This is a genomic window from Mesorhizobium sp. RIZ17 (assembly GCF_051127865.1).
Lineage (GTDB): Bacteria > Pseudomonadota > Alphaproteobacteria > Rhizobiales > Rhizobiaceae > Mesorhizobium > Mesorhizobium humile.
The window spans coordinates 2,610,653-2,634,696 of sequence record NZ_CP147861.1 but is presented as its reverse complement, the minus strand read 5'-3'; the positions used below and the strand labels follow the sequence as shown (position 1 = coordinate 2,634,696).

General features: G+C 63.8%; 21 protein-coding genes and 1 other RNA gene. 9 read left to right on the top strand and 13 right to left on the bottom strand.

The window, feature by feature from the left end; translation table 11 throughout:
• Nucleotides 1-191: 191 nt before the first annotated feature.
• The 11 genes from WDX12_RS12855 to ffs all read right to left on the bottom strand — a co-directional run bounded on the left by WDX12_RS12855 (nt 192) and on the right by ffs (nt 11,494).
• Complete coding sequence (locus tag WDX12_RS12855; protein ID WP_434725120.1) at nt 192-938, bottom strand: ABC transporter ATP-binding protein; 747 nt, start codon at nt 936-938, stop codon at nt 192-194.
• Nucleotides 935-1,774 (bottom strand): ABC transporter ATP-binding protein, encoded by an 840-nt coding sequence (locus tag WDX12_RS12850; protein ID WP_320297768.1) that lies wholly within the window; start codon nt 1,772-1,774, stop codon nt 935-937. The genes WDX12_RS12855 and WDX12_RS12850 overlap by 4 nt, the downstream gene beginning before the upstream one ends.
• A complete protein-coding gene (nikC, locus tag WDX12_RS12845) occupies nt 1,771-2,691 on the bottom strand; it encodes a nickel transporter permease (RefSeq protein WP_434725119.1) in 921 nt (306 codons plus the stop codon). The genes WDX12_RS12850 and nikC overlap by 4 nt, the downstream gene beginning before the upstream one ends.
• Nucleotides 2,688-3,755 carry an ABC transporter permease gene (locus WDX12_RS12840; protein WP_434725118.1) on the bottom strand — a complete coding sequence of 356 codons (1,068 nt, stop codon included), beginning with the start codon at nt 3,753-3,755 and terminating at the stop codon, nt 2,688-2,690. The genes nikC and WDX12_RS12840 overlap by 4 nt, the downstream gene beginning before the upstream one ends.
• Nucleotides 3,756-3,773: 18 nt before the next feature.
• Entirely contained in the window at nt 3,774-5,402 is a 1,629-nt protein-coding gene (locus tag WDX12_RS12835; RefSeq protein ID WP_434725620.1) for an ABC transporter substrate-binding protein, read from the bottom strand.
• Between the two features lie 260 nt (nt 5,403-5,662).
• Nucleotides 5,663-6,934: a lytic murein transglycosylase gene (locus WDX12_RS12830; RefSeq protein WP_434725117.1), complete on the bottom strand. Its 1,272-nt coding sequence runs from the start codon at nt 6,932-6,934 to the stop codon at nt 5,663-5,665.
• A gap of 172 nt (nt 6,935-7,106) precedes the next feature.
• The gene (gene recR, locus WDX12_RS12825) at nt 7,107-7,712 is read right to left on the bottom strand and encodes a recombination mediator RecR (RefSeq protein ID WP_434725116.1); all 606 of its coding nucleotides are present in this window, start codon (nt 7,710-7,712) and stop codon (nt 7,107-7,109) included.
• A gap of 189 nt (nt 7,713-7,901) precedes the next feature.
• A complete protein-coding gene (locus WDX12_RS12820) occupies nt 7,902-8,903 on the bottom strand; it encodes a cell wall hydrolase (RefSeq protein WP_320297773.1) in 1,002 nt (333 codons plus the stop codon).
• 217 nt (nt 8,904-9,120) lie between these two features.
• The gene (locus WDX12_RS12815; RefSeq protein ID WP_040993963.1) at nt 9,121-9,444 is read right to left on the bottom strand and encodes a YbaB/EbfC family nucleoid-associated protein; all 324 of its coding nucleotides are present in this window, start codon (nt 9,442-9,444) and stop codon (nt 9,121-9,123) included.
• Between the two features lie 23 nt (nt 9,445-9,467).
• Nucleotides 9,468-11,291 carry a DNA polymerase III subunit gamma/tau gene (locus WDX12_RS12810; protein WP_434725115.1) on the bottom strand — a complete coding sequence of 608 codons (1,824 nt, stop codon included), beginning with the start codon at nt 11,289-11,291 and terminating at the stop codon, nt 9,468-9,470.
• Between the two features lie 106 nt (nt 11,292-11,397).
• Nucleotides 11,398-11,494: signal recognition particle sRNA small type (gene ffs, locus WDX12_RS12805), an RNA gene on the bottom strand.
• 182 nt (nt 11,495-11,676) lie between these two features.
• Between ffs and WDX12_RS12800 the strand changes: the two genes are divergently transcribed.
• The 3 genes from WDX12_RS12800 to WDX12_RS12790 are packed head-to-tail and all read left to right on the top strand — an operon-like array spanning nt 11,677 to nt 13,384.
• Complete coding sequence (locus WDX12_RS12800) at nt 11,677-12,096, top strand: HIT family protein (protein WP_320297775.1); 420 nt, start codon at nt 11,677-11,679, stop codon at nt 12,094-12,096.
• A gap of 33 nt (nt 12,097-12,129) precedes the next feature.
• Nucleotides 12,130-13,071: an NAD(+) diphosphatase gene (nudC, locus tag WDX12_RS12795; protein WP_434725114.1), complete on the top strand. Its 942-nt coding sequence runs from the start codon at nt 12,130-12,132 to the stop codon at nt 13,069-13,071.
• Between the two features lie 10 nt (nt 13,072-13,081).
• Nucleotides 13,082-13,384, top strand: coding sequence for a Dabb family protein (locus WDX12_RS12790; RefSeq protein ID WP_140843772.1), 303 nt, complete (start codon nt 13,082-13,084; stop codon nt 13,382-13,384).
• Nucleotides 13,385-13,643: 259 nt separating this feature from the next.
• Here WDX12_RS12790 and WDX12_RS12785 read toward each other — a convergent pair whose 3' ends face one another.
• Together WDX12_RS12785 and WDX12_RS12780 are read right to left on the bottom strand one after the other, a co-directional pair.
• Nucleotides 13,644-14,507, bottom strand: coding sequence for a prephenate dehydratase (locus WDX12_RS12785; protein ID WP_434725113.1), 864 nt, complete (start codon nt 14,505-14,507; stop codon nt 13,644-13,646).
• Between the two features lie 23 nt (nt 14,508-14,530).
• Entirely contained in the window at nt 14,531-15,259 is a 729-nt protein-coding gene (locus tag WDX12_RS12780) for a 3-deoxy-manno-octulosonate cytidylyltransferase (RefSeq protein WP_434725112.1), read from the bottom strand.
• Between the two features lie 193 nt (nt 15,260-15,452).
• Here WDX12_RS12780 and WDX12_RS12775 point away from each other — a divergent pair, with 193 nt between their 5' ends.
• The 6 genes from WDX12_RS12775 (at nt 15,453) to WDX12_RS12750 (ending at nt 24,028) form a co-directional block, all read left to right on the top strand.
• Nucleotides 15,453-16,121, top strand: coding sequence for a c-type cytochrome (locus WDX12_RS12775; RefSeq protein ID WP_434725111.1), 669 nt, complete (start codon nt 15,453-15,455; stop codon nt 16,119-16,121).
• 257 nt (nt 16,122-16,378) lie between these two features.
• Entirely contained in the window at nt 16,379-18,259 is a 1,881-nt protein-coding gene (locus WDX12_RS12770) for an extracellular solute-binding protein (RefSeq protein ID WP_434725110.1), read from the top strand.
• A complete protein-coding gene (locus WDX12_RS12765; protein ID WP_434725109.1) occupies nt 18,259-20,136 on the top strand; it encodes an extracellular solute-binding protein in 1,878 nt (625 codons plus the stop codon). Before WDX12_RS12770 ends, WDX12_RS12765 begins: the two co-directional genes overlap by 1 nt.
• Before the next feature lie 30 nt (nt 20,137-20,166).
• Entirely contained in the window at nt 20,167-21,264 is a 1,098-nt protein-coding gene (locus tag WDX12_RS12760; RefSeq protein WP_320297782.1) for a microcin C ABC transporter permease YejB, read from the top strand.
• Nucleotides 21,264-22,403 carry an ABC transporter permease gene (locus tag WDX12_RS12755; protein ID WP_434725108.1) on the top strand — a complete coding sequence of 380 codons (1,140 nt, stop codon included), beginning with the start codon at nt 21,264-21,266 and terminating at the stop codon, nt 22,401-22,403. The genes WDX12_RS12760 and WDX12_RS12755 overlap by 1 nt, the downstream gene beginning before the upstream one ends.
• The gene (locus tag WDX12_RS12750) at nt 22,400-24,028 is read left to right on the top strand and encodes an ABC transporter ATP-binding protein (RefSeq protein ID WP_434725107.1); all 1,629 of its coding nucleotides are present in this window, start codon (nt 22,400-22,402) and stop codon (nt 24,026-24,028) included. Before WDX12_RS12755 ends, WDX12_RS12750 begins: the two co-directional genes overlap by 4 nt.
• Nucleotides 24,029-24,044: the final 16 nt, after the last annotated feature.

The window sequence follows — 24,044 nt, the reverse complement described above, 5'->3', positions numbered from 1 at the left end:
GAGTTCCCGCCCACCCCCCTCTGGCCTTCCGGCCATCTCCCCCGCAAGGGGGGAGATCAGCAGTTGGTTTGACGGTGCTTTTCCTGCAAAGTTGGCAATTGGCGAAAGCATTCGCGACATCCAATCTCCCCCCTTGCGGGGGAGATGTCCGGCAGGACAGAGGGGGGTGTGAAGGAACGCTACCTACGAAGCTACACCCGCACAAACCCTTCGCTCGCCCTCAGCAGGTTCCGCGTATAATCCTCGCTGACGCGGTGGCCGATCAGCTGGCTCGCGGTCAGCGTCTCGACCGCCTCGCCGTTCTGCATCACCATCAGCCGCTCGCACATATGGGTGATGATGGCGAGGTCGTGGCTGACCATCAGGAAGGTGAGCTTGCGGCGGCGGCGGACCTCTTCGAGCAGGTTCAGCACCTCCGCCTGCACCGAGGCGTCGAGCGCCGAGGTCGGTTCGTCGAGCAGAAGGACCGAGGGTTCGAGGATCAGCGCGCGCGCAATCGCGACGCGCTGGCGCTGGCCGCCGGAGAGCTGGTGCGCGTAGCGGAAGCGGAAGCCCTTGCCGAGGCCGACCTCGTCCAGCGCGCGCTCGATGCGCTTCTCGCCGTCGGCAATGCCGTGGATCGCGAGGGGTTCCTGCAGCAGGCGGTCGACCGTCTGGCGCGGATGCAGCGAGCCGTACGGGTCCTGGAACACCATCTGCACGTCACGGTAAAAAGCCTTGTCGCGGGTTTTGCCAAGGGTCTTGCCGTTGACGGTGATGGTGCCGGACGCGACCGGCGCGAGGCCGGTGATCGCCCTCAGCAGCGTCGACTTGCCGGAACCGCTTTCGCCGACCAGGCCGTAGGATTCTCCTTCCCGAACATCGAGGCTGACGCCCTTCAGCGCGCGAAACCGGTCGAAGACCACTTCCAGCCCTTCCACAGTGATAGAAGCGGTCATGCCGCCCACTCCGGCTTGCGGTCGAGCACCGGCAGCGGATGGCGTTCGAAACCGATCCTCGGCATGCAGTTGAGCAGGCCGCGCGTGTAGGGATGCTGCGCATCGCGCAGTTCGGAAGCCTTGATCTGCTCGACGACCTTGCCGGCATACATGACGACGACGCGGTCGCAGAAGGAGGAGACCAGGCGCAGATCGTGCGAGATGAAGATCAGGCCCATGCCGCGCTCGGCGACGAGCTTGTCGAGGATCTTGAGCACGTCGAGCTGCACGGTGACGTCGAGCGCCGAGGTCGGCTCATCGGCGATCATCAGCTCGGGTCCGGTGACCAGCATCATGGCGATCATGGCGCGCTGACCCATGCCGCCCGAGACCTCGTGCGGGTAAAGGTCGAAGACGCGGGCCGGATCGCGGATCTGCACCGCCTGCAGCATGGCCAGCGCGCGCTCGCGCGCCTCGCTCCTGGAGACCTTTTCATGCGTGCGCAGCGTCTCGACGATCTGGCGGCCGATGGTCATCACCGGGTCGAGCGAATATTTCGGATCCTGCAGGATCATGGCGATGCGGTTCCCCCGCAGCGCCCGACGCTCGCGCGACGATACGGACAGCAGGTCGATGCCGTCGAAGGCGAGCTTCTTCGCCGAAACCTCGGCCTGCGGCGGAGTGAGGCCCATGATGGCGCGGCCGGTCTGCGATTTGCCGGAGCCGCTCTCGCCGACGATGCCCAGGCGCTCGCGGCCGAGCGAGAAGGAGACGCCGCGCACGGCCTGCACGAGGCCGGTGCGGGTCGGGAAGGTGACACGCAGGTCGTCGACGTCGAGGAGTGTTTCGCCGCTCATTGGTCACCGCTCCGGGGATCGAGCGCGTCGCGCAGGCCGTCGCCGAGCAGGTTGAAGCCGAGGCTGACGATGAGGATGGCAGCACCCGGTGCAGCCGCCACCCACCATTGGTCGAGGATGAAGCGGCGACCGGACGCGATCATCGCGCCCCATTCGGGCAGCGGCGGCTGCGCGCCGAGGCCGAGGAAGCCGAGGCCGGCGGCGGTCAGGATGATGCCTGCCATGTCGAGCGTGACGCGGATGATCAGCGAGGAGATGCAGAGCGGCATGATGTGGCGCAGCACGATGCGGAAGGGCGAGGCGCCCATCAACTGCACCGCCTTGATATAGTCCGAGTTGCGCACCGTCAGCGTCTCGGCGCGGGCAATGCGCGCGTAAGGCGGCCAGGAGGTGATGGCAATCGCCAGCACGGCATTCTCGATGCCGGGGCCGAGCGCGGCGACGAAAGCCAGCGCCAGCACCAGCTTCGGGAAGGCCAGGAAGATATCGGTGATGCGCATCAGGATCGTGTCGGTCCAGCCGCCGGCATAACCGGCGATCGTGCCGACCAAAAGGCCGATGGGCGCGGCGATGATGGCGACGAGGATCACCACATAAAGCGTCCAGCGCGCGCCATAGACGATGCGCGAATAAATGTCGCGGCCGAGGTCGTCGGTGCCGAACCAGTGCGCTGTGCTGGGCGGCAGCAGGCGGGCGTTCTTCAGATCGCCGATGGTCGGCGAATAGGGCGCCAGCACATCGGCAAAGGCGGCGACCACCAGGAGCCCGATGATGATCAGCATGCCGACCAGCGCCAGGCGATTGGCGGAGAAGCGCCGCCAGGCGACATAGGCGCGGCCGAGCCTTGCCTGCAGGCGAGAGGCCGGCCGGTCGCTCAGCAGCCATTCGCGACGGGATTGGATGGTTTCAGCGCTCATCCGGCCTTCGTCCTCGGATCGAGCAGCCGGTAAAGCAGATCGGACAGAAGGTTGATGGCGATGAAGACCGAGCCGATGGCGATGGTGCCGCCAAGCACGGCGTTCATGTCGGCGTTCTGCAGCGAGTTGGTGATGTAGAGGCCGATGCCAGGCCAGGAGAAGACGGTCTCTGTCAGCACCGAGCCTTCGAGCAGGTTGGCGTAGGAAAGCGCGATCACCGTCACCATCGGCACGGCGGCGTTGCGCAGCGCGTGGCCCCAGATGATACGGCTTTCCGACAGGCCCTTGGCGCGCGCGGCGACGATGTATTCCTGCGCCAGCTCGTTCAGCATGAAGGAGCGGGTCATGCGGCTGATATAGGCGAGCGAGAGATAGCCGAGCAGCGCGGCCGGCAGGACGATGTGGCGCCAGGCGTCATAGAAGACGTCCCACTGCCCCTGGATCGCGGCATCCAGCAGGTAGAAGCCGGTGATCGGCGTGAACGTGTATTCGAAGACGACGTCGAGCCGCGCCGGGAAGGCGATCCATTGCAGCTTGGCGTAGAACAGCACCAGCCCGAGCAGGCCAAGCCAGAAGATCGGCACCGAATAGCCGATCAGGCCGACGACGCGCGCGACCTGGTCGATCAGGCTGCCGCGCTTGACGGCGGCCAGCACGCCGAGCGGCACGCCGATGACGGCGCCGATGATCGTGCCCAGCGTCGCCAGCTCGATGGTCGCCGGGAAGACGCGGCGGATGTCGGACATGACCGGATTGGTGGTCAGCACCGAAGTGCCGAAGTCGCCCCTCAGCGCTGCTTTGACATAGAGGTAGAACTGCTCGATCCAGGGCAGGTCGAGGCCCATTTCGCGGCGCGTACGCTCTACGACGGCCGTCGGCGCCCGGTCGCCGAGAACAGCCAGCACCGGATCGATCGGGATGACACGGCCGATGAAGAAGGTCACCGCGAGAAGACCGAGATAGGTCGTCACCGCGATGACCAGGAAGCGGCCAAGCGACGATAGAAAGGCGACGGCACGGGCGCTGCCGCGCCCTGCCGCCACCTGGTTTTCAGCTACGCTCACGCGGCGGATCCGCCGACGCTATTCCTTGGAGACCGCGCCGACGAAGTTGGTGTCGAAGCTCGGGCCGAGCGCGAAGCCCTTGAGGTTCTTGCGCAGGCCGGCCACTTCGAGCTGCTGGTGGATGATGACGAAGGGGCTGGTGTCGAGGATCTTTTTCTGCAGATCCTTGTACATGTCAGCGCGCTTGCCCGAATCCTTCTCCAGCAGCGCCGCTTCCGTTTCCTTGGTCAGTTCCGGAATGTCCCAGCTGTTGCGCCAGGCAAGCGTATGCGACTTGCCGGCATCCGAATTGTCGGGGTTCGAGGCAAAGGTCTGGGCATTGGAGTTCGGGTCGAAATAGTCCTGTCCCCAATTGCCGATATAGATGTCGTGATTGCGGGCGCGGTACTTGGTCAGGGTCTGCTTGCCGTCGCCAGGGATGATCTCCAGCTTGATGCCGGCCTGACCAAGCGTCTGCTGGATCGATTCCGCCATGCCGGTCGTCGGCTGTCCCGTGCGCACGTCCATGGTCACGCTGAAGCCATCCGGCAGGCCGGCCTTGGCGAGCAGTTCCTTGGCCTTGGCGACGTCGAGCTTGAAGGGATTGTCGTCGATAGCGCCGAGGTCGCCCTTCGGCAGGAAGGATTGGTGAATCTCGCCGATGCCCTTGAGGATGGTCGAGCCCAGCGCATCGTAGTCGACCAGATATTTGAACGCCTGCCGCACCTCGGGCTTGGCAAGCGTCGGGTTCTTCTGGTTGAGGCTGATGTAATAGACCGTGCCCTTCGGCGCGCTGGTGGTGGTGAGGTCGGCGTTCTTGGCGATGGCGTCGAGGTCGTTCGGCTCGAGGTTGCGGGCGACGTCGATATCGCCCGCCTCCAGCGCCAGGCGCTGCGCCGAGCTTTCCTTCATGTTGCGGTAGATGACGCGGGCGAGCTTGGCCTTCTCGCCGTTGTAATTGTCGTTGCGCTCCATGACGACGGCCTCGTTGGCGCGCCACTCGCGCAGCTTGTAATGGCCGGAGCCGGCATAGCCGGTTTTCAGCCAGGCATTGCCGAAGTCGTTGTCCCATTTGTAGTCGGCGCTCGGCGTGACGGCGGCGACATGCTCCTTGACCAGCTTGGCGTCGACGACGGAGGCGACTGTGGCCGACAGGCAGTTGAGCACGAAGCTCGGGGCGTAGGCCTTGTCGACGACGAACTGGAAGGTGGTGTCGTCGACGGCCTTGGCCTTTTCGGTGACATTGTCGCCGGTGATGCCGAACTGGTTGATGATGAAGGCCGGGCTCTTGTCGAGCTTGATGGCGCGCTCGAAGGAATAGGCGACATCGGCCGCGGTGATCGGGTTGCCGGACGCGAACTTCATGCCGGGCTTGAGCTTGAAGGTGTAGGTCAGGCCGTCATCGGAAACGGTCCAGCTCTCGGCGAGGTCACCCTTGACCTTTGAGGTATCGCTGAGGTCGAGGCGGACCAGGAGATCGTAGGTGTTGCCGGTGACTTCGGCCGTCGACAGCTCGAACGCTTCGCCCGGATCCATCGTGATGATGTCGTCGATGGCGAAGCCCTCGACCAGCGTATCGGCGGGCGTGACAGCGAAGGCAGGCGTTGCGAGCAGCGCAGTCATTGCCACACCCGCAAGCAAGCTACGGACAGCAAACTTTTCCAGCATCATGGTGATCGTTCCCTGTTTTGTTGACCTGAGTTCCCGGCTCAGGCCTTCATTATTCTTCTCGAAGCCGGCAGCGGCTTGGACCACGTACCGTCGTGGTTTTTGTCCAGTTGGTCAACACCCATTCGACGGCGCTCGCCCGACAGCGTGCAGATACCATATCGGACCAGACGGGCCGCCATGAGTCGACCCATGCGCCGGCTAATTGACGCCGCCGATCCGGAAACATTTGCCAGGGGCCGCGCCTTGGGAAGCAGCCGCTATTTCAGCTGCGCAACCAGGCCCGCATCGGGAAAGCAGGTGGCGGGCTTGCCTTTCTTGGACTGCCAGATGCCGATCGAGCGCCGGGTCTTGAAGCCGGGCAGGCCGTCGGCACTGCCGACATCGTAGCCCTTGGCCTCAAGCGCATGCTGCAGGGCGGCGATATCGGAGCGATGGAGATCGCCGACCGCGCCCCAGGCGCCGGCAAAGGTGGCGTCGCCCTTGGCGATGCGGTCGGCGGCATGGCCGATGAACAGGCCGTAGAGATCGCTGTTGTTGTATTGCTTGATCACATAGAAGTTCGGCGTGACGACGAAGGCCGGACCGCTGCGCCCGGCCGGCATCAGCAGGAAACCCTCGGCCTTCAACTCGCTCGCCGCAAACGCCTTGCCGTCGACGCGCCTGATGCCCATCGCCACCCAGTCGGAGATCTTCTTGCCCTGGTCGGGCCCTTCGAGCGAGCAGGAGACATTTGCCGGAACCGTCACCTCGGTCCCCCAGCCGCGTCCCCTCACCCAGCCGTAATGGACGAGGTAATTGGCGATCGAGGCGAGCACGTCGGGCGTCGAATTCCAGATGTCGGGCCGGCCGTCGGCGTCGAAATCGACGGCATGCTTCAAGAAGGAGGTCGGCATGAATTGCGGCTGGCCGAGCGCGCCGGCCCAGGACGACTTCATCGTGTTGACCGGCGCCAACCCGCGCTCGACGATTTCGAGCGCCGCCAGCACCTCGGTGCGGAAGAAGTCTTTCTTGGTCGACAGGAAAGCGTCGGTGCCCAGCACCTCGAAGGCATCGTAAGGCATCTTGGCCGCGCCGAAGCCGGTCTCGCGGCCCCAGATCGCCAGCACGATCTCGCCTGGAACGCCGTAGCGCTTCTCGATCAGCCCGAGCGTGCGGGCGTTGGCGCTCTCGCGCATCCTGCCGCCGGTAGTGACGGCCCGAATGATCTTCTCGGCGAAATAGTTGGCCGGCGGACCGAACTCGGCCTGGTGCTGCTTCTGCGGCGTCGTCGGCTTTTCGCCGGGCAGGACGAGATCGGGCAGCTTGAGGTTCGGCTTCACACCGATGAAGGCGGCGTCGAAGGTTTTCTTCGAGATGCCCTTGGACTTGGCTTCGGGCCAGAGGTCGGTTTGCAGCCAGGCCTGGAACCGATCGTCGATGGGGGCGGCGCGGGTGGGAAGAGTGAAAAGGACACCGAGTAGTGCGAGCAGTAGAAATGCGAAGCTGGAAAAGCCGCGTTCCTTCGCGCCCCCCTCTGTCCTGCCGGACATCTCCCCCTCAAGGGGGGAGATCAGCTGTCGGTTCGGCTTTCGCCAATCACCAACATGGGAAAGAGGGCGCCGCCGGTGCAGTTTCCAATCTCCCCCCTTGAGGGGGAGATGTCCGGCAGGACAGAGGGGGGCGCGAAGGAATGCTGTCATCTCCAAGTCCCCCAAAATCCCCTCAAAACGCCGTCCTTGATCGTAGCGCCGCGGCCAGCGTGCCTTCGTCGAGGTAATCGAGCTCGCCGCCGACCGGCACGCCATGCGCGAGCCGCGTCACCTTCACCTCGAAGCCCGACAACTGATCCGTCAAATAATGCGCGGTCGTCTGCCCCTCGACGGTGGCGTTGACCGCAAGGATGACTTCCTTCACCTCGCCGCCGGCGACACGGTCGACCAGCGAGCGGATGTTGAGCTGGTCCGGACCGATGCCGTCGAGCGGCGACAGCGTGCCGCCGAGCACGTGATAACGCACGTTCATGGCCGCCGCGCGCTCCAGCGCCCAGAGGTCGGAGACGTCCTCGACGACGATCAGCGTGCTGGCGTCGCGGCGCGGGTCGGTGCAGATCATGCAAGGATCGGCGGTGTCGACATTGCCGCAGGTCGAGCAGATCCTGACCTTGTCGACCGCCTCGCCCATGGCGGCGGCCAAGGGCTCGAGCAGCTGTTCCTTCTTCTTGATGAGATGAAGCGCCGCGCGCCTGGCCGAGCGCGGCCCAAGCCCCGGCACCTTGGCCAGGAGCTGGATCAGGCGTTCGATTTCCGGACCGGCGATTCTCTTCGACATCGCCCTGATCTAGAGCAATTCCAGGAAAAGTGCGAAGCGGTTTTCCGTCCGGAATTGCGTGAAGCGAAAAGATGGATCAGTTCGTCGTTTCGTGAAACGGCGGACTGATCCAGGATTTTTCAGGACAGCCGGCAACGGCACAGGGCCCGCCATGCTGCCATGGCGGGCCCTGTGCGGATGCAATCGGGTTCAGTTGGCTTCGAGCGGCCGGTCCTGGCTGACGATCATCGCGCCTATGGCGTCGGTGTTCTCAGGCGTCGACTGGAAGCCCATCGATGCTTCCTGCGGTGCGTTCGGCACCGAAGTGATATAGCGACCCTTGAGCGTGCCGCCGAAACGCGAGGCGTCCGGTTCGGCCATCGGCTCCTGCATCGCCACGACCATCTGCTTCTGCGCGAGACGACCGGACTTCGCGGATGGTGCAGGGATTGCAGGCGCCGCGGCAGCGGTCACATAGGTCTGTTCGGCGGAAGCGGTTTCGGTCCGCGCGGCGGCGGCCAAGGCGGCCTGCTTCGCCGGGTCCGGACGGACGATCGTCTTTACCACCGGTTCGGCGGAAGCAACCAGCACCGGGGCGTCGGCCGCGGGCTTCTGCCGACCGGACTTCTGCTGGTTGTCCACATTCATGGCGACCATCGGCTCGTCCGGCAGCGGCTGCCAGTTGCGGCCGCGCTTCTCATAGAAGGCGTTGCCGCCGGCGACCATCGTGTAATGCATGTTCTTGTAGGGGAAATGCAGGCCGGCGGTGTGGAAATACATCGTGTTCTTGAGCTTGGCCTTGCGCTCGCCCCGCAGCACCGCGTCGGCGGCTTCCTCGACATCGGGCAGCGCCCTGGAGTTCATCGGCCGCGTCATCACGCCGGGCGCAAACTGGCCCGGCTCGCCGACCACCTGACAGATGGTGCTGCCGTGCTGGCCGGAGCGAAGCCGGTTCATGACGACCGTGCCGACGGCGATCATGCCGTCGCGGCTCGACCGGTTGGACTCGAAGAACATCGCCCTTTGCAGGCATTCCTTGTCCTTCAGCGAGGGGCTGGAGGAACGCGTGAGGAAGCTTGGCGTGAGGGCGTCGGTCAGACCCGAGACCGACATGCCATGGGAAGAAGTGGTCTGGCTGCAACCGGCCAGGAGCAAGGGGGAAGTGACGATGCCGATAAGCAGCAGCGGCGTCTTCCATCGCGTCGCGATCACCAAAAAAGCCTCATGTCCAGATGCCAGCCCGCCCCGAGATGTGGCAAGAATGAGACTCTTTCGGGCAAAAAGATGGCTAGAGGGTTAGCAAAATCTGGACTTGGGTAAAACTTTATGAAAGCCGCGTAATGAGCCCGTGAGCAACGCCGGCAAAATAGTTAACAACGCGCCGCGCGCCCAATTTCCGTTCATAATCAATTAACTGGGGGACGCCGCCTCAGAACGGCAATTTCATTCCGGGCGGAATCGGCAGACCCGCCGTCAACGCCTTGGTCTTTTCCTGCATCACCTGCTCGACCTTATTTTTGGCGTCATTGTGAGCGGCCAGGATGAGGTCCTCCAGGATCTCGGCTTCGTCCGCCTTGATCAACGACGGATCGATCTTCAGCGCTTTCATTTCGAACTTGCCGGTCAGCGTGATGCTGACCAGGCCGCCACCGGCCTGGCCGGTGGCCTCAAGCGTGGCGATCTCGTCTTGCATGGCCTGGAACTTGGCCTGCATTTCCTTCGCCTTGCCCATCAGGCCGAGAAGATCTTTCATCGGGGTGGTCCTCTAAGATTGTTTCAGATTTCGTCGTCGTCGGCCGCAGGCTCGACCGGCACTTCGGCCTCGGCCTCTTCCACATCCGGCACGTCCGGAATGCGCACGTCGATGATCTTGGCGCCGGGGAACCGGGCGAGAATGGCCGCGACAGTCGGGTCGCTCTTGGCATCGGAGAAGGCGTTCTCGCGCTTCGTCGTCTCCATCTCGGCCAATGTCTGGCCGCCCTCTTCCTTCGACAGCGACACCAGCCAGTTGCGACCGGTCCAGGCGCGCAGCTTGGCGGTCAGGTCGTTGAGCAGCATCTTCGGCGCGTCGTCGGTCAAGGTGACATCGAGACGGCCGGGCTCGATGCGGACCGGTCGCACGCAGCGTTTCAGGAGCACCTTGAAGGCCATGTCGCGATTGGCGTCGGCAAGCGCGACGATATCGGCCAGCGATTTCACCGGAACGACGGGCGCCTCGGCAACGGGCTCCGGCGCCGGAACGAAGGCGGCGGGCGTGGGCTGCGTTTCGACCAGGCGCATCGTCTGGGCGCCGCCACCGGTGGAAGCCGGCATCCGCGTCTGCGCGACAGCGCTCGCGCCGCCGCTATTGCCGGAACTCGCCGGCGCTCCGTTGGCGCGCGGCGGCGCGCCGTTCTGCACCAGGGTCGCGCCCTCGAGCGACTTCAGCGCCTCGTCCAGCGTCGGCAGATCGGCGGCATGCGCGAGCCTGATCAACACCATCTCGCCGGCGCTGACCGGGCGGTTGGAGGACTGCACCTCGGGAATGCCCTTAAGCAGCATCTGCCAGGTCCGCGACAGCACGCGCACCGAAAGCGTGCCGGCGAATTCGGCGCCGCGCCGGCGCTCGTCCTCGGAAAGCGACGCATCGTCGGCGGCCGCCGGCACGAAGCGCAGGCGGGTGACGAGGTGGTTGAACTCGGCAAGATCGGTGAGCACCGCGGCCGGATCGGCGCCGGTGTCGTATTGCGCGCGGAATTCGGCCAGGGCCGCGGCCACATCGCCTTTCATGACATGCTCGAACAGGTCGATGATGCGGGCGCGGTCGGCGAGGCCGAGCATGGCGCGCACGGCCTGCGCGCTCACCGTGCCGCTGCCATGGGCGATCGCCTGGTCGAGGATGGAAAGCGAATCGCGCGCCGAGCCTTCGGCGGCCCGCGCGATCATCGCCAAAGCCTCGTCGTCGACGGCAATGCCTTCCTTGGCCGCGATCGAGGACAAATGGCCGACCAGCGCGCCGGCATCGATGCGCCTCAGGTCGAAGCGCTGGCAGCGCGACAGCACCGTGATCGGCACCTTGCGGATCTCGGTGGTGGCGAAGATGAACTTGACGTGCGGCGGCGGCTCTTCCAGCGTCTTCAACAGGCCGTTGAAGGCCTGCGTGGAGAGCATGTGCACTTCGTCGATGATGTAGACCTTGTAGCGGGCCGAGACCGGCGCGTAGCGGACGCGGTCGATGATGTCCCTGATGTCGTCGATGCCGGTATGGGAGGCGGCGTCCATCTCGATGACGTCGACATGGCGGCCTTCCATGATCGCCTGGCAGTGCTCGCCGGGGATCGAAAGGTCGACGGAGGGCTGATCGACGGTCGCCGTCTTGTAGTTGAGCGCCCGCGCCAGGATGCGCGCGGTCGTCGTCTTGCCGACACCGCGCACGCCGGTCAGCATCCAGGCCTGGGCGATGCGGCCGGTGGCGAATGCATTGGTCAGCGTGCGGACCATCGGCTCCTGGCCGATCAGCTCGGAGAAATTCGAAGGGCGGTATTTGCGCGCCAGGACGCGGTAAGCGCCGGCCTTACCTGTTCCCAGGCTTTCTGGCCCCAAATTTCCGGCTTCGCTCATTCGCCGTCAAAAGCTCCCAGGACCGCGACGGAAGGCGGCCGATTCCTGCGCATAGTCTCACCCGCACGGCTCGGGGCCGTCAATGTCGCGGGAGAAAGGCGAAGAGGCGGGAGGCTGGAACAATGACCCGTTCCGGGCTCGTTAGGGCTGCTTCCTTCCGGACCTGACCCGGTTGGCGAGTGGATCGTCCACCACCAACCTCCCGCGCTCCATATCGGCAATTCGGCGGCGAAATGCAAGGGCCGAGCCGAAACCTGCCGCCACATAGAGGGCGGAAAGTCCTTCAAATCGATAATGACGGCAATGAATCGCTTGCAGCCACCTTGCCGCCGCTCTAGCGTTCCGGGTTTGGAAAATGCTTACAACAAAAGCGAAGGAAACGCCCATGCTGCCTGGCCTCAAGGCCGGATTCACGCTGGACGCCCGGCTGGAGGCGGATAGCGAGCAGCTCATGTGGCTTGGCCTTTGCGAGCTCAGGCTGATGAACGACCGCCGCTGGCCATGGCTGGTGCTGGTGCCGCAACGGCCCGGCGTGGAGGAAATCCACGACATGACGCCGCTCGACCAGACGATGCTGACCTTCGAGACCAATATGGTGGCGCAGGCGCTGAAGCGGGTGACCGGCTGCACCAAGATCAACACCGGGGCTTTGGGCAACATCGTGCGCCAGTTGCATGTCCATGTCGTCGCCCGCTCCGAGGGCGATCCCGGCTGGCCGGGACCGGTCTGGGGGCACGGCATGCGCGAACCCTACCAGCGCTCCGATATCAGGCGGTTTGCCCAAACGATCAAGGCGGCGCTATAAGCTGACCAGTGTCAATTCCGCACCCGAGTTCCCATGAGCTTTCGCCTGTTCGACGCGCCCTTGCGCGAGCCCAGCCAATTCGTCGGTTTCGCCGGTAACCGGATCGACCGGCAGTCCGAGAACCGCGCTGACGACGCGGTCGGAAAAGCGCTGGCCGACCGCACCGCGCGGCTCATGCTGATGCATGCCGGCCGGCTCTACCTCAAACTCGACGATGGCAAATTCGACCCCTGGTTCAAGGCGGATGAAAGCCAGGCCTTCGAGGTTTCGCTCGACCACGGCGTGCTGCTCGGCTTTTCGGAGGAAGGCCCTGTGCTGGCGGTGCCTGCCGGCATCGAGCCGGAAAAGCTGCCCGAGACGATCAAGGCGATCGACTATCGTTCCGTCTACATGCAAGGGCTGGTCGACGAGGCGGCCGCCGGCGCGCTGGCGCAAGGCGCCGCGCTGCTTGCCTGGCACGCCAGCCACGCCTTCTGCTCGAAATGCGGCAACCGCTCGGAAATGCGGGCCGGCGGCTACCGGCGCCATTGCCCTGCCTGCGGCACCGACCATTTCCCGCGCACCGACCCGGTGGCGATCATGCTGACGGTGACGGGCGAAAAATGCCTGCTCGGACGCGGCAGGCATTTCGCGCCGGGCATGTATTCGGCGCTTGCCGGCTTCATCGAACCGGGCGAGACGATCGAGGCGGCGGTACGGCGCGAGACGCTGGAAGAGGCGGGCATCCGGCTCGGCCGCGTCGTCTACCACGCCAGCCAGCCCTGGCCGTTCCCCTATTCGCTGATGATCGGCTGCTTCGGCGAGCCGCTCAACGAGGATATCCAGGCCGACCTCAACGAATTGGAAGACTGCCGCTGGTTTTTCCGCGACGAGGTGCGCACGATGCTGGACAGGCAGCACGCCGACGGCTTGATTACCCCGCCGAAGGGAGCGATCGCCCATCACCTCATCCGCGCCTGGGTCGACAGCGAATAGGAGCAGAAACATGATCCGTCACACCGTCGTGTTCACGCTGAAACATCCGCTGCAGTCGCTGGAGACGAAGCGCTTCCTGCACGACGCGAAGAAGATCCTGACCGGGATCAAGGGCGTCACGCATTTCGAGCAGTTGCGGCAGGTGAGCCCGAAGAACGACTACCAGTTCGGCTTCTCGATGGAGTTCGCCGACCAGGCGGCCTACACGCGCTACAACGAGCATCCCGACCACGTCGCCTTCGTGCGCGACCGCTGGGTGCCGGAGGTCGAGAAGTTCATGGAAATCGACTACGTGCCGCTCGGCTTCGGCTGAAATTGGGTTAAGCGCAAACGTCGGAGATTAGCGCGGGCCTCCATCAGGTCGTCATTCCAGGGCGGAGCGAAGCGAAGACCCTGGAATCCATGTCGTTGCCTCAGCCGAAGGGCGCAGCGGAACAGAATTCTGCGCCGTGGGCGCGGCGCTTCAACGTCACGGAATGGATGCTCGGGTCTGCGCGCGTCGCTTCGCTCCTTGCTTCGCCCGTGAATGACGAAGTGTGAGCGTCTCGGCTAAGTTCGCAGGTTTAGCCAGCCTAATCCGCCACCTTCCACTGCTCGCGTGAGGCGCTTGCCGGATAGACGCCGAGGATGCGCATCTCGCGCGAGAAGAAGCGCAGCTCGTCCAGCGCCAGCTTGACCAGCGGATCGTCGGGGTGGCCTTCGATGTCGGCGTAGAACAGCGTCGCGGTGAAGGCGCCGAGCTGGTAGCTCTCGAGCTTGGTCATGTTGATGCCGTTGGTGGCGAAACCGCCCATGGCCTTGTAGAGCGCCGCCGGCACGTTGCGGACACGGAACATGAAGGTCGTCATCATCTTGGCGTCCGGCGCGGGGCGCTCCACCCATTGCTTGTTCTTGGTCAGCACGACGAAGCGGGTGACGTTGCTATCGGTGTCCTCGACATTCTTCTCGATGATGTCGAGCCCGTAGAGCTCGGCGGCCAAGGCCGGCGCCAGCGAGGCCATGGTGCGGTCCCGGACCTCCGAGACCATCTTGGCCGAACCCGCCGTGTCGCCGGCGATCACCGGCTTCCAGCCGTTCTTGCGGATGTATTTGCGGCATTGGCCGAGCGCATGGATATGGCTGTGCACGGTCTTGATCTCTTCGCGCTTCACCCCCGGCAGCACCATGAGCTGGAAGTGGATCGGCAGGAAATACTCGCCGACGATGTGCAGCTTGGATTCCGGCAAGAGGTGATGGATGTCGGCGACGCGCCCGGCGATCGTGTTCTCGATCGGGATCATGGCGAGCTCGGCCTTGCCGGTCTCGACCGCGTTGAAGGCGTCCTCGAAGGTCGGGCAAGGCAACGGCTCCATCGACGGGAACATGTTGCGGCAGGCCGTGTCGGAATTGGCGCCGGGTTCGCCCTGGAAGGAAATTCTGTCGGTCTTAGCGGTCATGCCCCAGATGTCTCTATCTTGTCTCAGTTTGAAAGGATTTTTCTCGCCCGCTCCAGATCGTCGGGGGTGTCGACGCCAAGCGGCAGCGATCTGACGATCTCGGCGTCGATGCGCATGCCGGCTTCGAGCGCGCGCAGCTGCTCCAGCCGCTCGCGACGCTCCAGCGGCGACGGCTTCAGCGCGACGAAGCGTTCCAGCGCGGCACGGCGATAGGCGTAGAGGCCGATGTGATGGTAGAGTGGCCCCTCGCCCCAAGGCGCGGTGGCGCGGGTGAAATAGAGCGCTCTCAACCTTGTCGCGGAAAGCGGCGAGCCGACGATCTTGACCACATTCTGGTTGGTCTTCTCCTCGTCGCGCACGATCTCGACGCCGAGCGTGGCGATATCGACCGATCTGTCCTCAAACGGCCGCAGCGACGCGCCGATGATCTCGGGATCGATGGTCGGCAGGTCGCCCTGGACGTTGACGATCGTTTCCACCTGCTTTTCGGGGTCGAGGGCCGTCAGCGCCTCGAAGATGCGGTCGGAACCCGATTCATGATCCGCACGGGTCATGACCGCCTCGAAACCGTGCGCCCGCACGGCTTGCGCGACCGCTTCGGTGTCGGTTGCCACCACGACACGGCCAAGCCTGGCCTCGGCGGCACGGCGGGCGACATGGACGATCATCGGCGCGCCCGCAATATCGGCCAGCGGCTTGCCCGGCAGGCGCGTCGAGGCCATGCGGGCGGGGATCAGGATCAAGGTTGACATCGGATTTCTGGGCGGTCGAAAAACGCGGATGGAAAAGTGGCAAAAGGTCTCACTGGAAGCGCCCTTATAGGTGTTGCAACGCCAGAGCAAAAGACCTAGTTTCCGCCCGATTTGACTGGCCTTTCGAGGCAGTTCGCGATACCGACGGACGGAGTGGACGGGACGGTCCGCCGGAAAAGGGAGCAAGGGGCGTATGGATTCCAACGAAGTCAACAAGCTGCTCGGCGGATTTCTGGGAACCTGCTTCATCGTCTTTTCGATAGGTCTCGTCTCGGACGCGTTGTTCGCCTCGCCGGCGCCGGAAAAGCCCGGCTTCGCCATCGAGGCCCAGGAGCCGACCGAAGGCGGCGCCGCCGCGCCTGCGGCGGAAGCCAAGCCGATCGCCGACCTGCTCGCCGGCGCCAGCGCCGATGCCGGTGCCGCCATCTTCAAGAAGTGCCAGGCCTGCCATTCCGGCGAGAAGGGCGGACCGAACAAGGTCGGCCCGGATTTGTGGGACATCGTCGATCGTCCGGTTGCCGAGCATGAGGGCTTCGCCTATTCGGCCGGCATGAAGGACTTCTCCAAGGGCGGCCAGGAGCACTGGACCTACGAAAACCTCAACCACTTCATCACCTCGCCGAAGAAGTTCGTGAAAGGCACGGCGATGGGCTTCGCCGGCCTGCCGAAGGATGAAGACCGCGCCAACGTGATCGCCTATCTGCGCACGCTGTCGGACAATCCGAAGCCGCTGCCGCAGCCGGGCGCTGCCGCCGACGCCTCGGCAAAGCCGGCGGACGCTACCAAGCCGGCTGCGGGTGCTGCCCCGGCCAAGCCCGCCGAAGGCGCTGCGCCGGCCAAGCCCGCGGCGCCTGCTCAATAAACAATTTGTCATAGAGACTTCCTTGGAAAAGCCGGGTTCGTCCCGGCTTTTCTGTTAGGAAATATGCATGGACGGCGACAAAGGCCGTGCTTGCGGTTCCCACCGGCGTCAAATGATCTAGATTGCGGGTGGGTAGAGCAATTCCAGGAAAAATGGGAACCGGTTTTCCGTCTGGAATTGCGCCGAGACAAGGCAATAGAGCGGCCGTCGTTTCCGTGAAACGATGGGCGCTCTAAGGCTCACGACGAGGAGAACGCATGAAGGTTGGCCGCTTCCGCACGCTTTTCGCATCGGCGCTGGCGCTCGCCTTCGCCGCCAGCCTGCAGGCCAGCTTCGCCGATGAGTGGCGCACGACGTCGTCGCTGATCGGACCTTCCAAGTACGGCGAGAATTTCCAGCACTACGACTACGTCAATCCGGATGCACCGAAGGGCGGCACCTACAATTCCGTTGTTACCGGCACTTTCGACAGTTTCAACCCTTACATCGTACAGGGGTCGCCGGCCGCGGGGCTGGTCGGGTTCGGCGGCGGTTTGCTCTACGACACGCTGATGGACCAGGCGACCGACGAAGGCAGCGTCAGCCACCCGCTGGTTGCCGATGCCTACAAATACCCTTCCGACTACTCGTCCGCCACCTACCGGCTCGATCCACGGGCAAAATGGCATGACGGCCAGCCGATCACCGTCGACGACGTGATCTGGTCCTTCCAGGTGCTCAAGGCCAACAGCCCGCAGTACAGCCGCTATTTCGAGAACGTCACCGACGCTGTGGCGATCTCCGATCGCGAGGTCGAATTCCATTTCAACCAGAAGGGCAACCGCGAGCTGCCCAAGATCCTCGGCGATCTCGTCGTTTTGCCGAAGCACTGGTGGGAAGGCACGGACGCCAGCGGCAAGAAGCGCGACATCACCAGGCCGACGCTGGAGCCGCCGCTGGGGTCTGCCGCCTATAAGATCGCCAGCTTCAAGCCGGGCTCGGAGATCGTCTGGCAGCGCGTGCCGGACTATTGGGGCGCCAAGCTGCCGGTGAAGGTCGGCCGCGAGAATTTCGACACCCAGCGCTTCACCTACATACTGGACGACAACGCCGCCTGGCAGGCCTTCACCAAGGGCGGGCTGGACGACATCAAGCCGGAAAACAGCTCCAGGCGCTGGGCGACGGCCTATAATTTTCCCGCCATCAGCGCCGGCGACGTGATCAAAAAGGAATTCAAGACCACCTCGCCTGAGCCGATGCAGGCTTTCATGCTCAACCAGCGCCGGCCGCTGTTCCAGGATCGCCGGGTGCGCGAGGCGCTGAACTATCCCTACGATTTCGAAACGATGAACCGCACGTTGTTCTTCGGCTTCAACACCCGCACCCGGAGCTATTTCCAGGGCACCGAGCTGGCTTCGAGCGGCTTGCCACAAGGCAAGGAACTCGAAATCCTGGAGAAATACCGCGACAAGCTGCCGCCTGAACTGTTCACCCAGGAATTCAAGCTGCCGATCTACGACTCGCCGCAGGCGGAACGGAAATACCTGAAGCAGGCGGTGGACCTCTTCGCCCAGGCGGGCTGGGTGATCAAGGGCGGCAAGATGTTGAACGCCAAGACCGGCGCGCCGTTCAAATTCGAGATCATCGGCACGTCCGACACGGACCAGATCCTCTCGGGCACCTATGTCGCCAACCTGCGCAAGATCGGCGTCGATGCGACGCTGCGCATCATCGATCCCACCCAGTACGTCAACCGGGTCAACAATTTCGACTACGACGTCATCACCAATCTGCTGCAGCAGTCAGAATCGCCAGGCAACGAACAGCGCGATTTCTGGAGCTCGAAGGCCGCCGACGCGCCCGGATCGCGCAACTATGCCGGCATCAAGAACCCGGTTGTCGACGCATTGGTCGACCGCATCATCTTCGCCACCGATCGCGACGACCTCGTCGCGGCCACCCATGCGCTCGATCGGGTGCTGTTGTGGAACTACTATGTGGTCCCGCAATTCCATCGCGCGGTGGTGTGGCTCGCCTATTGGAACAAATTCGGCATGCCGGAGAAGCAACCCACCTATCGCGGCGCCGATATCGATTCCTGGTGGATCGACCCAGAGAAGGAAAAGGCATTGGCCGCCAAATACAAAGGCCTCAATTGATGGGGCGGCAGGCTTTGCTTCCCCGTCGCGACTTCCTGGCGCTCGGCGTCGCGGCAACAGCTGCGGCCTTGCTGTCTGGCCGCGCCTTTGCCGAGACACCGACCGGCGTCAAGCTGCATGGCCTGTCGGCCTTCGGCGACCTGAAATACAAGCCCGACTTCACGCATTTCGACTATGTCAATGTCGATGCGCCGCAAGGCGGCACCTTCAACTTCTCGCCGCCGAACTGGGGCGCGAACCAGAGCCCGCAAACCTTCAACACGCTGAATTCCTTCGTCCCCAAGGGCGATTCTCCGCAACGCATGGAGATGTGCTTCGATACGCTGATGGCGAGAGCGCTCGACGAGCCTGACGCGGTTTACGGGCTGATCGCCGACAACGTGACGATTTCGGACGACCGCAACAGCTTCACCTTCTCGCTGCGCCCGCAGGCACGCTTCCATGACGGCACGCAACTCACCGCCGACGATGTCGCCTTCACCTTCAAGCTGCTGAAAGACAAAGGGCATCCGGACTACGCGCTGTCGCTGACGCATCTGGAAGATGTCGTGGCGAAGGACGCTCACACCGTCGAGCTCAAATTCTCCGGCAAGCAGTCGGCCCGCACTATCCTGAACGTGGTCGGATTCCCTATCCTGTCGAAGGCCTTCTTTACGGCCAATCCGTTCGATTCCTCGCAGCTCAATCCGCCGCTCGGCTGTGGCGCCTACAAGGTCGGACGCTGGTCGGCGGGTGCCTGGATCGAATATGAGCGTGTAACCGACTATTGGGGCAACGACCTGCCGGTCAATCGCGGCCAGAACAATTTCGGGCGCATCCGCGTCGAATTCTACCAGGATCGCACGGCTGGGTTCGAGGCCTTCAAGAAGGGCGAGATCCTCTATCGCGAGGAATTCACCTCGCGTGTCTGGGCGACGGCCTACGACTTTCCAGCCTTCACCGCCGGCAAGGTGATCAAACACGAGTTCCCGGCCGAAACAACGCCTTCCATGCAGGCCACCGCGGTCAACCAGCGGCGTGAGCAATTCAAGGACCCGCGCGTGCGGCAGGCGATCGCGCTCTGCTTCGATTTCGAATGGACGCGGCGCAACTTCTTCTATGGTTCCTATGAGCGCTCGCAATCCTGCTTCGAAAAGTCCGACTTCCGGGCCGCCGGCGCGCCAACGCCGCAGGAGCTGGCGCTGCTGGAACCGCTGCGCGCCCAGCTGCCGCCTGAGACCTTCGGCGAAGCGGTGACGCAACCGCCATCGGACGCGTCCGGGCGAGACCGCAAGCAACTGAGCGCGGCGCTGAAGCTGCTCGCCGAGGCCGGCTGGAAACGCTCCGGCGATTTCGTGGTCAATGACAAGGGCGGGCGGCTGTCCGCCGAATTCCTGGTCGACGACGAGACCTTCGTGCAGGTCTATTCGCCCTGGGTCGCCAATATGAAGGCAATCGGTATCGATGCCTCGATCCGGCTGGTCGATTCAGCTCAGTACCAGCTGAGGCAATCGACGTTCGATTTCGACCTGCTCTCGGCCGCCTTCAATTTCAGCGCCACGCCGACCCGCGACGATCTGGAAATTTTCTTCCACTCGCGCAGCGCCACCGTATCGGGCTCGCGCAACCTGTCAGGCGTTGCAAGTCCGGCGGTCGATGCGCTGATCGATGCCGTCGGCGCCGCCAAGGACCGTGAAAGCCTGACCACCGCCATGCGCGCGTTGGACCGGGCCTTGCGCGCGCGGCGCGATTGGATTCCAAGTTGGTATCTGGCGAATCACCGAAGCGCCTATTGGGACATGTTCGGGTTCCCCGAGCAGAAACCCGATTTCGGCTTTCCGGTCGAAGCGCTGTGGTGGGTCGACAAGGGCAAGGCGGCAAAGATTGGCAAAGCCTGACATGAACGTTTGCGCGGGGTCGGACGCCTGATGGGCGCCTATATCCTGCGCCGCATTCTTCTCATGATCCCGACGCTGTTCGGCATCATGGCGATCTCCTTCGCGGTCATTCAGTTCGCGCCGGGCGGTCCGGTCGAGCAGGTGATCGCCCGGCTGACCAACCAGGGCGGCAACGATCGCCTGGGCAGCGGTGGCGGCGACGCCGGCGGTAGCGGCAATTTCGACGTTGCCGGCGACGTTAGCTCGAAATATCGCGGCGCGCAGGGACTCGATCCCGAATTCATCAAGAAGCTGGAAAAGCAGTTCGGCTTCGACAAGCCGCCGCTCGAACGCTTCGGCATGATGCTGTGGAACTATAGCCGCTTCGATTTCGGCGACAGCTATTTCCGCGACATCTCGGTGCTGAATCTGATCCTGGAGAAGATGCCCGTCTCGATCTCGATCGGGCTGTGGATCACGCTTCTGTCCTACCTGATCTCGATCCCGCTCGGTATCCGCAAGGCGGTGAAGGACGGCTCGACCTTCGACGTGTGGACCAGTGGCGTCGTCATCGTCGGCTATGCCATTCCCGGCTTCCTGTTCGGCATCATGCTCATGGTGCTGTTTGCCGGCGGTTCGTTCTGGGACTGGTTTCCGCTGCGCGGCATCGTTTCGGACAATTGGGACCAGCTCTCCTGGCCGGGCAAGATCGCCGACTATTTTTGGCACATGACGCTGCCATTGACGGCGCTCGTGCTGTCGGCTTTCGCGACGACCACCCTGCTCACCAAGAACTCCTTCCTTGAAGAAATCCGCAAGCAATATGTGGTCACGGCGCGCGCCAAGGGCCTGTCGGAGCACAAGGTGCTCTACGGCCACGTCTTCCGAAACGCCATGCTGATCGTGATCGCCGGCTTTCCCGGCGCCTTCATCTCGGCCTTCTTTACCGGCTCACTGCTGATCGAGAACATCTTCTCGCTCGACGGCCTCGGCCTGCTCGGCTTCAAGTCGGTGATCGACCGCGACTATCCGGTGGTGTTCGCCACCCTCTACATCTTCTCGCTGCTCGGCCTGTTCGTCGGCCTTCTGTCCGACCTGATCTACACCTGGGTCGATCCGCGCATCGACTTCGAGCGGAGAGACATCTGATGGCCGAGGCCGCGATCGAAAGCGCGCCGGCGCGGCCCCGCAGGCCATGGCTGTCGCCGCTCAACCAGAGGCGATTGCAGAACTTCAAGGCCAACCGACGCGGCTACTGGTCGCTCTGGATTTTCCTGTTGCTGTTCGTGCTGTCACTGTTTTCCGAGCTGATCGCCAACGACAAGCCGATCATCGCTTCCTACAAGGGCGAGATCCTGTTTCCGGTTCTGGTCGCCTATCCGGAAGAAAAGTTCGGCGGTTTCTATGCCGTCACCGACTATCGCGATCCCGTGATCCAGGACGAGATCAATGCCAATGGCTGGATGATCTGGCCGCCGGTCCGCTACTCCTATCAGACGGTCAACAACGCCATTCCGGAACCGGCGCCGGCAAAACCGTCCTGGCTTTACGACAAGAACAAGCGTTGCGGCCAATACCCGAAGGGAGAGGCCGACGAGAACTGCGTCGTCGGCAACTGGAACTGGCTGGGCACGGACGACCAGGCCCGCGACGTGCTGGCGCGCGTGATTTACGGCTTCCGCATCTCGGTGCTGTTCGGCCTGATCCTGACGCTCGGCTCGTCGCTGATCGGCGTCGCGGCCGGCGCGGTGCAGGGCTATTTCGGCGGTTGGACCGACCTTCTCTTCCAGCGCTTCATCGAGATCTGGTCGGCGATCCCGGTGCTGTACCTTTTGCTGATCGTCTCGGCCATCCTGCCGCCCGGCTTCTTCATCCTGCTCGGCTTGATGCTGCTGTTCTCGTGGGTGGCGCTGGTCGGCGTGGTGCGGGCCGAATTCCTGCGCGCGCGCAACTTCGAATATGTCAACGCGGCGCGCGCGCTGGGCGTGCCGAACCTCACCATCATGTTCCGGCACCTGTTGCCGAACGCCATGGTGGCGACGCTGACCTTCCTGCCCTTCCTGCTCAGTGGCTCGATCTCGACGCTGACCTCGCTCGACTATCTCGGCTTCGGCCTGCCGCCAGGCTCGGCCTCGCTCGGCGAATTGCTGAAACAGGCGCAGCGCAACCTCAACGCCCCCTGGCTCGGCATTTCCGGCTTCATCGTCATCTCGGTGATGCTGTCCCTGCTGGTCTTCATCGGCGAGGCGACACGCGACGCCTTCGATCCGCGCAAGACGTTCAAATGAGCCAAGCCCTGCTGTCCGTCCAAGATCTGAGCGTCGCCTTCGCGCAGGGCGGCAAGCAATCGATCGCCGTCGACCATATCTCCTTCGACATCGCCAAGGGCGAGACGGTGGCCCTGGTCGGCGAATCGGGCTCGGGCAAATCGGTATCGGCGCTGTCGGTGCTGAAGCTTCTGCCCTATCCCGCCGCCAGCCATCCGTCGGGCAAGATCCTGTTCAGCGGCGCCGACCTGCTCGCCATGAACGAGAAGGCCCTGCGCGGCGTGCGCGGCAACAAGATCACCATGATCTTCCAGGAGCCGATGACCTCGCTCAACCCGCTGCACACGATCGAGCAGCAGATCGTCGAGGTGCTGCAGCTGCATCAAGGCATGCGCGATGCTCCGGCCCGCGCGCGCACGCTGGAGCTGCTCAACGAGGTCGGCATCCGCGATCCGCAAAAGCGCCTCGACGCCTATCCGCACCAGCTCTCCGGCGGCCAGCGCCAGCGTGTCATGATCGCCATGGCACTGGCCAACGAGCCGGAACTGCTGATCGCCGACGAGCCGACGACGGCGCTCGACGTCACCGTGCAGGCGCAGATCCTGGAACTGCTGGCGAAGCTCAAAACCCGCAAGGGCATGTCGCTGTTGTTCATCACGCACGATCTCGGCATCGTGCGCCGGATCGCCGACCGCGTCTGCGTCATGACCAAGGGCAAGATCGTCGAGAGCGGTCCGACCAGGGAAATCTTCGCCAATCCGCAGCATGACTATACAAAGCATCTGCTGGCGGCCGAGCCGAAGGGCAAGCCGCCCACGGCCGACCCGGGCGCCAAATCCGTCATGACGGGCAAGGACATCAAGGTCTGGTTCCCGATCAAGAAGGGTTTCTTCCGCAAGACTGTCGACCATGTGAAGGCGGTCGACGGCATCGACGTCACCGTGCGCGCCGGCCAGACGCTCGGCGTCGTCGGCGAATCCGGCTCGGGCAAGACGACGCTCGGGCTGGCGCTCGCCCGGATGATCTCCTCGACCGGCACGATCAATTTCAACGGACGCGACATCAACCAGCTGTCCTTCAGCGCCATGCGGCCGCTGAGAAGCGAATTGCAGATCGTCTTCCAGGATCCGTTCGGATCGCTCAGCCCGCGCCTCTCGGTCTCGGAGATCATCGAGGAAGGGCTGAAGATCCATTCGCCGAAACTCTCCGCCGACCAGCGCGACGACAAGATCGTGGAGGTGCTGAAGGAGGTCGGCCTCGATCCGGAAACCCGTCACCGCTACCCGCACGAGTTCTCCGGGGGCCAGCGCCAGCGTGTCGCCATCGCCCGCGCCATGGTGCTCAACCCGCGCTTCGTCATGCTCGACGAGCCGACCTCGGCGCTTGACATGAGCGTGCAGGCGCAGGTGGTCGACCTCCTGCGCGGCCTTCAGGCCAAGCACAACCTCGCTTATCTCTTCATCAGCCACGACCTCAAGGTCGTCCGTGCCCTTGCAAACGACGTCATCGTCATGCGCAATGGCCAGATCGTCGAGGCGGGACCTTCCGCGCAGATTTTCAGCAGCCCGCAAACCGACTATACGCGGGCGCTGATGGCGGCGGCCTTCAAGATCGAGACGGCGCCGACCGGCGTGGTCAGCGAGTAGGCTTGGCTGGAGATAC